The sequence below is a fragment of the Streptomyces sp. BK79 genome, assembly GCF_044142145.1.
Taxonomy (GTDB): domain Bacteria; phylum Actinomycetota; class Actinomycetes; order Streptomycetales; family Streptomycetaceae; genus Streptomyces.
Window position 1 is genome coordinate 1 of sequence record NZ_JBHVOC010000053.1, and the last position, 12,668, is coordinate 12,668.

At 66.4% G+C, this 12,668-nt stretch carries 4 protein-coding genes; 2 read left to right on the top strand and 2 right to left on the bottom strand.

Going from position 1 to position 12,668, the window contains the following annotated elements:
• Positions 1–74: 74 nt before the first annotated feature.
• Positions 75–3,545, bottom strand: coding sequence for a DNRLRE domain-containing protein (locus ACFIF2_RS35490; protein ID WP_395577418.1), 3,471 nt, complete (start codon positions 3,543–3,545; stop codon positions 75–77).
• Between the two features lie 606 nt (positions 3,546–4,151).
• Here ACFIF2_RS35490 and ACFIF2_RS35495 point away from each other — a divergent pair.
• Together ACFIF2_RS35495 and ACFIF2_RS35500 are read left to right on the top strand one after the other, a co-directional pair.
• Positions 4,152–10,811 carry an RHS repeat-associated core domain-containing protein gene (locus ACFIF2_RS35495; RefSeq protein ID WP_395577419.1) on the top strand — a complete coding sequence of 2,220 codons (6,660 nt, stop codon included), beginning with the start codon at positions 4,152–4,154 and terminating at the stop codon, positions 10,809–10,811.
• A gap of 1,350 nt (positions 10,812–12,161) precedes the next feature.
• On the top strand, positions 12,162–12,338 hold the full coding sequence (locus ACFIF2_RS35500; protein ID WP_395577420.1) for a hypothetical protein: 177 nt from the start codon (positions 12,162–12,164) through the stop codon (positions 12,336–12,338).
• A 5-nt stretch (positions 12,339–12,343) separates the two neighbouring features.
• Here the strand turns inward: ACFIF2_RS35500 and ACFIF2_RS35505 are convergent.
• Positions 12,344–12,668 (bottom strand): transposase (locus ACFIF2_RS35505; protein WP_395577421.1); only part of this gene is annotated, 325 nt, incomplete at its 5' end.

A 12,668-nucleotide genomic window follows, 5' to 3' on the forward strand; every position in this document is an offset into this window, starting at 1 on the left:
GGACCCCGGCCGACGGGCACAGTTCATCCGACACGATCCACGGCCGCGACTGACCAGCCGCTTGAGCTGGCGGGTCATCCGATGGCGATGCGGTCCTTCCAGTAGGAGCGGGCTGCGATGATCTCTGTTCCTGCACCGGGGAGTACGCCGGTGTTTCCGGCGTATATGCGGACTGAGCCGTCTGCGCGAACGGTCCAGACGTCGGGGATGGAGTCGCCGGTGACGTCGGGGGTGCCGAGGACGTGGGGGATGGATGCGCGGGACCAGCCGCCGCCGGAGTATGCGATGTCCGCGCCGCCGGCGGAGTTGGCGCCAGAGGACAGTGAGTTCAGGTCGACGCCGCTGCCGGAGGTGTGGGCGATGCCCTTGCGGAGTCGCAGGGTGGCGTCGGGGTCGGTGCGGTAGATCATGTCGGCGATGCCGTCGCCGGATACGTCGCCGACGGTGACGATGTCCCGTTCGTCCCAGAGGGTCGAGGTGAGCCGGGTCGCGCTGCTGATGGTGGCCCCGTGGTAGCCGACCAGTGCCCACAGTTCTGTGCCGGCGCGGGCGAGGAAGTCGGTCCTTCCGTCTCCGGTGATGTCACCGGCTGCCACGATCTGGCTGATGGATGCGGGTGAGGGGGCGCCGGCCGGGAGGATGATCTCTCTGCGTTTGTCGATGTTGACGGCGCCGTAGCCGTCGCCCGGGTAGACCCACAGTTTCCCGCTGGCCCTGACGACGAGGTCCTGGAGGCCGTCGCCTCCGTAGATGTCGCCGTTGTGTGTGATCAGGGAGCTCTTGAAGTGGCCGGAGGGGGCGGCGACGAAGGGTGCGAGGCCGTCTTCGGAGCCGGGGTCCTTGGCGGGGTTGGCGCGGTAGGCGCCCGGCATGGAGTAGTCGAGGTCACCGCTGGCGCGGGCGAGGTCGGGTGTGGCCTGGGACGGGTAGAGAGCGAGATTGCCCGCGGCGGTCACGACCATGAGGTCGGCGAGGTCGTCTCCGGTGAAGTCGCCGGCGCTGTCGGCTTCGTCGCGCGGGCTGACGTAGAAGAAGTAGAGGGCGGGGGTGGAGGCGTTGCCTGCCGCGTCGACGGCGCGGATGTACAGGACGTTGGGGCCGGCTGTCGGGGGCTTGGCGTCGGCGATGGTCGTCGGGGTGGTGACGGCGGTGCCGGCGGTACGGCTCTTGGAGAAATTGTAGTTGGAGCCGTTGAAGGAGTACTCGAAGCGGACGGTGTCAGTGGAGCCGGCGTAGACGGTGAACGTGCCCGCTGTGCCGAACTTCAGCTTGGACCAGTTGGCGTCCTCGGCGTCGTTCCCGAAGCCGTTCTCCGAGCCGTCGGCGTCGGGGAAGTCGGTGGAGGTGACTTTGGGACGCTTGGGTGCGGTGGTGTCCAGGACGAACCGGCAGGGCGTCGAGGCCGGCGAGTAGCCGGAGGTGGCGCCCTTGTCGTCGATGCCGCGGACCCGCCAGGAGTAGAGGGTGCCGTTGGTCAGTTTGCTGGTGGACAAGGCGGGTGTGGAGCGCAAGGCGTCGCCGCCGTCACTGCCGGTGGAGACTTTGCCGGTGGAGCCGAGGATGTCGCCGGTGGTGCCCCACTTGCCGGTGGGCCACAGGTCGAAGTCCAGGTAGTCGAGGTTGCTGTCCTTGTCCTTGCCCCGTGCGGTGAAGGTGACGCTGCCCGCGCCCATCCGGACGTACGGCTCGGTGGTGGTGCACTTGGCGTCGGGGGACAGGTCGAGGTTGGTGGGGGAGGACGGGCGGCGGTTATAGACCAGTTCGAGGGCTGGGCCGTTGTCGCCGTTGGCCTGGAACTTCTTCCAGGCGTACCGGGATTTCTCGTCCCGTGCGCGCATACCGAAGGTGATTTTGGAGCGGCCGAGGTCGGCGTAGTTCTGTGCGGCCTTCTTCACGTCGAAGGTCTCGTAGGCGTCGCGGCAGCTGGACTTGTAGCCGTGGGCGAAGCTGCGGGTCTGCAGCTTGTTGCCGTCGGTGAGTTTCGGGGCGTTCTTCCAGTTGGTCTTCTTGCTGATCGCTCCGGTGACGTGGACGCTCATCGACCGGGCGCTGCAGGACCAGGAGTAGGTTTCCAGCAGGCGCAGCTTGGCGCTGCTGATCTTCGCGCCCTTGAGGTTCTTGTCGAAGTCCATGTTGAAGAAGGAACGCGAAGTGCCCCAGGTGTCGGATTCGAAGCCGACGCGGGCTTCGTGGGTGCCGCCCTTGTTGAATCCCTTGCCGTTGTAGAAGGTGGCGTTGGGGTGCCGGCTGTAGGCGGTCGTCCAGTTGTCCATGTCCTTGGTGACGGACGGGTCGATGAAGACCGGGTAGGTCGTGTCCGGGGCGTTGAGGAAGTCCATGTCCGGGGTGATGACCCAGTTATCGCCCGAGAGGTCGGACTCGACGGTGTTGCCCAGTGAGTCCGGCGATGGCCCGTCGAGCAGCGGGAGCGAGAGGGTAGCCGCCGCGCCGCTCTGGGAGGGGCCGGGGGTGGGTTCGGCGGGAGCGGTGGGCGGAGCGGTCTCCGAGGGGGTGACCTCGGGGCCGTCGGTAGGGGTCGGCAGGCTCGGGGCTTCGGATTCCCGGTCGGTCTGCTCGTCCGACTCGGCGTCGTTCGCCGCCTCCTCAGCCGGAACCTCTTCCGGTGTCCAGGACTCCGTGGTGCTGGGCTCGGGGCTCTCCGAGCCGGTCGGCTGGGCCGTGGCTCCGACCTTCCCGTCGGTGACGGCAGGCTGGCCGGTGGAGTCCCACATCAGCGGCGTGCCGGAGCTGGCTACGTCGTTGCCGTAGAACGTCTCGGCCGTCAGGACACCGGACAACGGGTCGAGGCGGAAGGTCAGGTCTTCGGAGGTGATGCCGTAGGCAAGCTGACGCGCCAGCGGGTTGGCCGCGGCCGCCCGGTTCTTCAGGACCAGGAGCTGGGCGAAGCCGTCGTTGTCCGCCGTGAGTACCAGGTCGGCGCCGGGGAAGATCTCCGGGTACAGGGCTCGGGAGCCGTCGATGACGGGGGCGGGAACCGGCCCGGGCCAGGTCAGCTGGATGGCGTACTCACCGGCATCGCCCACGTAGAGCGTCACGAGGTCACTCGCTCCGGCCGCGGCGGGTGCGTCTTTGACCAGGGACACACGCTGGGTCCCGGTCCGGGAGGCCCGCTCCGGCTTCTGCTTGCCTGAACCCGCGGTGAACACCATCCGGGCGCTGGTGGCCGTGGTCTCCCAGCCGGCCTCGCTGCGCCGCAGGTCGGTGTCGATGGCGCGCCATGCGCCGTCCTTGCGGACCCGGACTGGAGAGGCGTGGAACCGGGTGGCGAGCTGGCCGTCGGGACGGGCCCAGGTGGTGGAGCGTTCAGTGCGGTCGGCCGTGACCTCGACCTGTTTGCCGGTGCGGGCGGCCTCGACGAAGGCGGCGCTCTCGGTGACCGCCCTCGCCCGCTCAGGCTCGGCCTGCTGATGTCCGTCGTCGGAGCGCGTGAACCCGGCGTAGCCGATGCCGGTCGCCGCGATGGCCGTGGCGAGGGCGAGCGTCAGGGTGCGGCGTCCGGGCATGCGGAACTGACTGGTTGGCATCGTGAGAGGTCCCTTTCCCCATGCCCGGCATACAGATCAACGTGTGCGGGCTCCTCCGGAACGATGTGGCCGGCCATGGCGAAGCGGACCGTTCCGTACGGGGGCGCGGGCATGGCAGGGCGAGCTGATGATGACTCATGAGCCGCCTGTCGTCACCCTGTGAATGACTGCGGCAGGAAGGCGGTCCGGGCGCCTTCCGTTCGGCCGGGTGTCGTCCTGTCGAGGCTGACGAGCGGGCACCGCGCCAGGCGGGGCCTCATATCGGCACGAACTACTACTGTTGCGCGGCATTTGAATGCCTATCAGGCACTATCGCGTAAGAGCAGGGCTACGGCGGGATGTGCCGCTCCTCAGGCGGATCGCCCGATCAGCCCCTCTTCGAGGGTGAAGATTGCGTTACGCGCCGTGACGATGATCACTTGCGGGCTGACCCTCTGGCGTTTCTTCACACCACTCTCACAGAATTCGCCAGATCTGTTTCGTCCTGCGCGAGGTCCCTGTCCGGCCCCGCTCCAAGTGGTCGGGGGACTCTCCGTGTTCGGCCGAACTTGCCTTTCCCGAAGCCTGCGCGTACGCAGAGCTGTTGTCGCGGCAGCAGGTGCCGCCGTGCTCGTCGGTCTGCTGCCCGCGACGGCGGTGGCCGTGCCGCCGGTCCCGCCGGTCAACGACCCGGGGCGCGAAGCCCTGGTTCTCGAGTCGCTCGACAAGGTGGTCCCGGCCGACGGCAGCCCGGTCAACCAGGACGTCGAGACCCTGAAGACCGATATTCCGCAGGACAGGCAGGCGGCACCGCCCGGCACCGACACTCCGCTTCCCGCGTCTACCACCACGGTCACGTTTCCGACGGGTGCCGCACGCAGCTCGTCCGCCGCCGCCGAGCCGCAGTCGCTGGGCCAGGTCCCGGTCACGCTCGCCCCAGCCGAGGGCAAACCCGCCCCCACCGGTGCGTGGGGAGTGTCCGTGGATGCCCGCACCGACGTCACCACGCAAGGCGTGGACGGTGCGGTCATCCGCGTCGATCCCCCGGACACGGGAGCGGTGCCGGTATCGCTCTCGCTGGACTACGACACCTTCGAAAACCTCTACGGCGCCGACTGGGGCTCCCGCCTGCGTCTGGTCCAGTTCCCTGCCTGCTACGCGACCACTCCCGACGTCGAGGAGTGCCAGGCGTACACGGAGCTGGAGACAGTCAACGACCCGGACACCAACACGGTCTCCGCGACCATCGACCCGGCCGCCGACGACACCGTCGCCCCCGTCTCCCAAGGAACGTCCGCCCAGGCAGCGGGCTCCCGCCTCCTGAACGCGGAAGGCAGCGGCGACTCCACCGTGATCGGCGCGGTCGATTCCGGAGCCGGCCCCGGAGGCTCGTTCAAGGCGACCCCGCTCGCCTCGACCGGCTCCTGGTCGCACGCCGGCAGCTCCGGCGCCTTCGTCTGGTCCTACCCGCTGACCGTTCCAGTGCCCCCGGCCGGTCCCGCTCCGACACTCGCGCTCACCTACAACTCGCAGACCGTGGACGGCCGCACCGGCGTCTCCTCCCCGCAAGCCTCGTGGATCGGCGAGGGCTGGGACTACGACCCCGGGCACATCGAGCGCCGCTACCGCACGTGCAAGGACGACCGCAAAACCCTTGACGCCGGCGCACCCAACAACACGACCAAGACCAACAAGACCTCCGACCTGTGCTGGGTCTCGCACAACGCGGTGATGTCCCTCGCCGGCCGGACCACCGAACTGGTCCGCGTCGGCACCAGCGACACCTACCGGCCCGCGTCCGACGACGGCACCAGGGTCACTCTCAAGACCGGCGCGGCCAACGGCGACAACGACGGCGAGTACTGGGAGGTGACCACCACCGACGGAACCGTCTACACCTTCGGCCGCCACGAGGTCGGCGGCGGCCACGCCAACACCAACTCCGTCTCCACGGCCCCCGTCTTCGGCAACCATCCCGGCGAACCCTGCCATGCAACCGCCTTCGCCGACTCCCGCTGCGGCGCGGGCAAGCAGCAGGCCTGGCGCTGGGGCCTGGACAAGGTCGCCGACGTCCACGGCAACGTGATGGTCGTCAACTGGAAGCAGGAGACGAACCACTACGCCGTCCGAGACAAGCGCAAGACCCCCGAAGCCTACGAACGCTTCGCCTACCCCACCACCATCGACTACGGAATGCGCTCGGACGACCTGTCCAAGCCGTCCGCGCAGATCAGCTTCGGCGTCAAGCAGCGCTGCCTGAAGTCCACCACCGCCTGCGACGCGGCGAACTTCGCCAAGACCGACGACCCCGGCGCCTACCGCCCCTGGTGGGACACCCCCGGCAACCTCAACTGCAAAGCCACGTCCAAGCTCTGCCCCGGCTTCCCGTCCTTCTGGACCCAGATGCGACTGGACACCATCACCACCCTCGGCGCCCGCCCCGGCACGTCCGGCCTGGGCAAGATCGACGTCTACGCCCTCCACCAGTCATTCCCCGCCGACTGGTACGACACCTCCCCAGGACTCTGGCTCAACTCGATCACCCGCACCGGATACGGCCCCGGCGACACCACCGGCACCATCCAGTCCAAAGACGGCGTGAGCTTCGCCGAGTACCGCGTCGGCTCCTCCTCCCCGCTCCAGTCCCGCCTGCGCGACCGCCAGCTCCCCAACCTCGTCCGCACCGGCCCCAAGGACCAGCGTCCCGCCTTCACCCGCCCCCGCATCGGCACCGTCGCCACCGAAGCCGGCGCCGACACCGAAGTCGAGTACACCGGCGGCTGCGCCACCCCGCCTTCCGAGGACAAGGAGAAGGCGAACGGAACCTGCTTCCCCGTCCGCTGGTCCCCGGACGGCGACGAGCGGACCCCGGCCAAGCAGTGGTTCAACAAGTACGTCGTCGCCTCCGTCGTCGAGACCGACAAGGTCACCAACCACGGCGTGCCGATCGTCACCAAGTACAAGTACACAGGCCCCGCCTGGGCCAAGTCCGACGACGAGTTCCAGCGACCCGCCCTGCGCACCTACAGCGACTGGCAGGGATACCGCCAGGTCGCCGTGACCAAGCGCAGCAAGACCACGTCCAGCAAGACCGGCAACGACGACCCACAGTCACAGTCCTACTCCGAGACCCGCTACTTCCTCGGCACCGGCGGCGAGGTCAAGGACAGCACCGGCACCTACACCCTGGCCAGCGACGACGCCCAACAGTACGCGGGCCAGGTCGCCGAAGCCCTCACCTACAAAGACTCCGGCAAGCAACTCGTCAAGCGCACCCTGAGCTTCCCCTGGTCCAAGCAGACCGCCTCCCGCGCCCGCGAAGGGGAGGACGGCTCGGCCATGGAACCCCTCCTCGCCCACCGCGTCGGCATCAAACGCACCGACGACATCCAGTCCCTCGACGACGGATGGCAGTCCAAGCGCACCCTCACCACCGTCGACGACACCTACGGCCTGGCCACCGAAGTCGAAAGCCTCGTCGTCAAACCCGACGGCAACGGCGGCGAAACGCTCTCCGAGCAGGAGTGCACCCGCAACTCCTACGTCCACAACACCGACGCACACCTGATCGGCCTCATCTCCCAGACCCGCACGATCGCCGTACCCTGCACCCAATACACCGGCGCCAACTACGCCACACACCTGCTGCGCTCCGTCCGCACCAGCTACGACAACCTCGCGCACGCCACGGTGCCGCTCAAGGGATCCCCCACCACCGTCGCCGAATCCAACGGCGAAGGCGACGCACACAGCGTCATCACGACCACCACGTACGATCCGCTCGGCCGCATCCGCAAGGTCACCCGGCCCGATCAGGGCACCACCGAGAACGTCTACACACCGGCCGACACCGGCGGCCCCCTCACCAGTCTCAAGACGATCAACGCCCTCGGCCACGCCACCACGACCACATTCGACGCCGGCCGCTCCCTCCCCCTCACCGTCACCGACCCCAACGGCCGCGTGACCCGGTACGAGTACGACGATCTCGGCCGCATGACCAAGGGCTGGTCCCCGACCCGCTCCAGCGGCACCCAGACCCCAGACGTCCAGATCACCTACCAACAGGCCTCCGCCACCCCCTCCCGGACCAGCCCTGCCGCCGTCACCACCAAGACGATCAAGGACGACGGCAGCTACGCCTCCTCGGTCACCATCTACGACGGCCTGCAACGCCCGGTCCAGACCCAGAACGAGGCCCACGGCCCCGGCCGCATCATCACCGACACCTCCTACGACGACCACGGCCGCACCAGCATCGTCACCAGCGGCTACCTCGCCGCAGACCAACCGACCACAACACTGTTCCAGCCCAGGTCCACGACACTCATCCCCAGCTACGTCAAGACCCAGTACGACGGCATGGGACGCACCGTCCGCCAAGCGACCTACCACGACGGCGACTTCCAGCACGAGACCTTCACGTCCTACGGGCCGAACACCGTCCACGTGGACCCACCGGGCAACACCACCCCGGCAACCTGGACCACCACCGACACCCTCGGCCGGGTCACCGAGATCGAGCACTACACCGACGCCGCGCAGTCGACCACCCGAGCGACACGCTACGCCTACGACGTCCGAGGCAACCGCTCCGAAGTCACCGACCCGGCCGGCAACAAGTGGACGTACAAGTACGACGTCCGCGGCCGCCTCATGGAGGCCACCGACCCGGACACCGGCACCACCAAGACAACCGCCTACGACGGCGCCGACCGACCCCTCACCACCGTCGACGCCAACGGCAAGTCCCTGCACACGGCCTACGACGCCTTCGGGCGAGTGACCGCCGTCCGCGAGGGCTCAGCCACGGCCAACCCGATCAAGACTTTCACCTTCGACGCCGCCGGCGCCCTCGGCAAGCCGGTCGCCTCCACCCGCCACACCGCAGACGGCGACTACGCCGACAAGATCACCGGCTACACCACCGACTACCAGCCCACCGGCCGGGACATCACCATCCCCGCCAACCCCAAGACCACCGGACTCTCAGGCACCTACAGCTACACCTACAGCTACACCCCCACAGGCAAACCCCTCTCGGTGACCTACCCAGCCAAGGGCGGCATCTCCTCCGAAAAGGTCATCACCCGCTACAACGAGGACGGCCTGCCCGAGTCCACAGCCGGCTCCAGCTGGTACACCGCCGACGTCACCTACTCCCCGTTCGGCGAAGTCCTGCGCACCGTCTCCGGATCCCAGCCCTACCGCGTGTGGACCACCAACTTCATCGACCCGCACACCGGACGCCTCCAGCGCACCGTCGCCGACCGCGAGACCGCTTCTCCCCACCGCATCACCGACAGCTACTACTCGTACGACGCCTCCGGCACCATCACATCGAACGCCCGCAAGCTCAGCGAAGCCACAGGCTCCACCTGGGACACACAGTGCTACACCTACGACGCCCTCGGTGAACTCGTCCACGCCTGGACCTCCAACATCACCCCCACCGGCACAGGCAACGGCTGTAAGACCGCCAACGGCGCCACCTTCGGCTACCGCACCGACTACGCCGACTCATCCGGCCCCATCGCCGACGCCCCGAACGCAGCTACCGACACCTCCAGCCCGGACGCCTCGCTGACCAGCACGCTCGCGGCAACCGCCCCGGCCACTGGCACAGTGGCAACCTCCACCTCCGCCTACCGCCAGGCCCTCACCTACGACTGGCTCGGCAACCGCTCCACTCTCACCGAGCACAACGTCACCGATCCCACCAAGAACATCACCTACCGCTCCGGCTACGGCACCATCGGCGGAAACGGCGCAACCGGACCGGTCACCACCCAGCCCCACACCCTCGCCTGGGTCTCCACCACCCCCGCTGGCTCCGGCAGCGCCTACACCTACGATCTGGCCGGCAACACCATCAAGCGCGACCTCGCCAGCGACACCCAGAGCCTCACCTGGAACAGCGAGAACAAGCCGGCCACCGTGACCACCGGTGCCATCACCGTCAACTACACCTACGACAGGGGCGGTCAACGCCTTCTCGAGAACTCCAGCGAGGGCTCCACTCTCTACCTCCCCGGCGGCGAACTCACCACCGACACCACCGGAAAGATCACCAAGGCAACCCGGAACTACGCCCACCCCGGCGCCCCGACCGTCGTCCGCACCTCAAACGGCACCAGCACCGGCCACACCCGCAACATCCAACTCGCCGACCATCTTGGTACCGCCAACACCACCATCCAGATGGCCGCCAACCAGCCGGTGACCAGGCGAGCCTTCAAGCCCTTCGGCGAAGCCCGCGGCCCCAAGCCGGCCTCCTGGCCGGACAGGCGCAGCTACCTCGGCGTCGGCATCGACGACACCGCCACCGGACTGACACATATCGGCGCACGCGAGTACGACCAGGCCAACGGCCGCTTCATCAGCGCAGACCCGCTGCTGGACATCACCGACCCGCTGCAGATGAACGGCTACTCCTACGCCAAGAACAGTCCTGTCAGCGTGAGCGACCCGACAGGTCTCTGCCCTAAAGATGTCTGTGACGGCTATGGACAGAACCCTACGAATAGAGACCCCAACGTCTACCACGGTGACACTGGAAGCGGAAGCGGAAGCGGAAGCGGAAGCGGCAAGAAATCGGGTGGTAGTGGCGGCGGAAGCGCAGATTCTGGAAATTGGGCAGACGAGAAAAATATCGGAGACCCTAGTCTGGCTAAAAAACTCGCGGACTTCCGGCTTATTCACATACGGCAAGGCGCCTTTGGGATTGCGGACGAAATCGACGCCATGGGGGACAGTGTAATGTTCACATGTATGGGTCGCATGGAAGGCTTCAGAGCGACCTGCAACGCAAGGGAAGAGCTTCACGAGCACGACCTGTGGCAGAGGGTGGAAGATGCTGTGCACGCAATCGATGAATCCTGGGCGGACGAGGGGACGCGAAGAGAGAACAACGGCTTCGGTTTCTCTGAGAAAGAGTATGGAATCGCTCTTTACCTGGCTCTGAAAGGGGGGACTGTCAAGTCGAGAGATGACACCGATAAGCGCGGTGATGCGTATGTCAACGGGAAGCGGTCCGAGTTCAAATCTCCGACCTCCCGGAACGCGGTCCAAGTTCGACTCAAGAAGGCGCATCAACAGAGGGTGGAAGCGGTATACCTGGACGTTAGAGGTACCGGATTGGGGAAAGATACGGTCTCGAACGCCGTGAATGGTCAAGTGCGATCTTTTGCCGGTGGACCTGCATTTCAAGCGGTATGGGCAATCGGTGGTGAAGAAGGAAACTACATGATGCCATGGAGCTGGTATGAACAGGTGTATTACGGTTAAACACGTTTCTCGCGCCGAGCGCGGTGGAGGAAGATCGAAAAATAGCAGATAGATAAAGCTTGGATCCTCGTGGTCGGCGCGACAGTAGTGCTATGGCAGCGCCAACCTGTGTAGTGAAATAGGCGTCAAGTTATGCAACTGTTGGCCGTGCATGAGGCGTGCGGCTTGCGGTCCTCAAGCTCGTGGGGAAGGTATGAGAGATTTCGAAATCTATGCCGCGCCATTCGAGGGAGCGGTAGGCGCGGTATGGCAATCGCGGCTTGCCAACGATGTGGCAGTCGCGCTTGAAGCGTCAGATGCCGTGAAAGTTGATGAGAACTACCAAGTTAGGACGGATTCGGCGGTCGTTACAGTGATGCTGTTGCCGCCTGGTGGCACATGGGTCTGGCCAGTATTCGAAAGGCATCGCCTCCTGGTTGATGTCCACTTCCGGCAACAGTCTGCTCGTTGGTCTAACTCGGAGGAGCTTGCTCGATATGTCTTCAAACGGCTTTGTGAAACCTCTGTGTATGAGCTTTTGCTTGTTTGTGACGTTGAAGAGTATGTCGACTCAAACTTTGAATTCCCGGAGCGGTCTACCATGGTTCATTATCGGTGTAGCTAAACAGCCATAGTCATGGGGTATGATGTTGGTCTTTATCCTACTAATACCGCGCATGTTCTATCGTGCTGTGAGGGTGCTCGGCCGAGTGCAGTGTCAGTCCCCGACTGCCCCGGACTCGTAGGTCCCCGACGCACCGTGTCATTCACATGCTTAGTACTCCAGCAGCACTCTGACGTTTTCCCTGTTCAGGGGTGGTTTGGGTGAGTGTAGTGGGCCGGGTTCCGGCCCGTGTTCTCTTTCCCGGACCGCCCTCCGATCGTGTGCAGCCGCGGCTGATAGTGGCAACGGTCTGGGCAGTGTCCCGGCGTGATCGACGAGCGTGCAGTTGAGATCTGGAACGACGAACACCTCCCGCGCACCGGCCACCGAGCAGCTCACTGCACTCGCCCACGAACTGAACAATTCCCGCTGCACCGCCGCCCGCATTGCTTCCTGCCTGCGCACCTGGAAGCCCTGACCCGCGCCGCCGGAATCGGTCGGGCGCAAGCCCGCTGATGGCGGCCGGCCGCCACCTCGCCGAAGAGCAAGTACAGCCCCTTCTCCTGGCTCTGCGACAGCGCTACGCGGCGCCGGCCGGGGAGCCGTAGGTCTCCGATGAGCCGGAGCCGGCCGATGAATCCGTCGACTGGTACGACTACTTCCACAGCGCCTGGCGCGCCTACGCCGATGAGTACGGCGCCTTCCCGGACGCCGACGCCCTGGCGACCTTTGTCTACCAGCGGGACGCCATCACGGGGGAGGCCGGCTTGCCCGTCACCGGCGACGACATGGCCGACTTCGTCGACCGCTTCCAGGAACAGGAGTCCGCCGGCGGGCAGGATGCCGGGGCATCGGTCGACGATTCCGGCGGCCAGGATGCGGACGAAGCCACCGCACCGCAGGCGCCCGAGACGGCCTCAGCAGGGGTGCAGGCGGCTAACTGATCATTTCAGAATGAGGTGCGGAGTCGTCTCAAGCAGATGATGCTGCAGGCGAGTTGGAGCAGTCCGAGGTGGAGGTCGGCTCGTATCTCGTAGCGGGTCCGCAGGCGTTTGAACTGGTGGAGCCAGGCGAAGGTACGCTCGACGACCCAGCGGGTCTTGCCCAGGCCGGATCCGTGGGCGGTGCCCTTGCGGGCGATCTTCGGCGTGATGCCGCGAGCGCGGAGGAGCCGTCGGTACTTGGCGTAGTCGTAGCCGCGGTCGGCGAACAGCCGCCGTGGTCGGTGACGTGGCCTGCCCACCAGGCCGCGGATGCGGGGAATCGCGTCCAGC

Excerpts from the sequence above, each read along its gene's own strand:
- ACFIF2_RS35490 (WP_395577418.1), bottom strand. The coding sequence starts at position 3,545 with ATGCCAACCAGTCAGTTCCGCATGCCCGGACGCCGCACCCTGACGCTC.